1 protein-coding gene is annotated in these 230 nt (G+C 75.7%); it reads right to left on the bottom strand.

Features of this window, described 5'->3' with window-relative positions; genetic code table 11:
• A partial coding sequence (locus VTU_RS34230) for a hypothetical protein (protein ID WP_040894015.1) occupies window positions 1-230 on the bottom strand: 230 nt, incomplete at both ends.

The following is a 230-nucleotide window of genomic DNA, read 5'->3' as shown; positions in this document are numbered from 1 at the left end:
CCGGAAAGGCCAGCGCGGCGACGAGTTGCACGGCCAGCACCAGCGGCAGCTCGACCAGCTTCCAGGCGTAGTTGAAGCTTGCCAAGGCCCCTTCGCCGGCCCCGGAGGCCAGCGTCCGGGCGACAAAGGGCAGCGCCAGGGGCAGGCCCGCGCCCAGGGCGGCCCAGGTCCAGATGCGCCAGCCCGGCAGCGGCGCGGGCGCCGCTGCCGGCGCAGGCTCCTGAGACACG

This window comes from Verminephrobacter aporrectodeae subsp. tuberculatae At4 (assembly GCF_000193225.1).
Classification (GTDB): Bacteria; Pseudomonadota; Gammaproteobacteria; order Burkholderiales; family Burkholderiaceae_C; genus Acidovorax; species Acidovorax aporrectodeae.
This window is presented reverse-complemented; position numbering and strand designations above follow the sequence as displayed.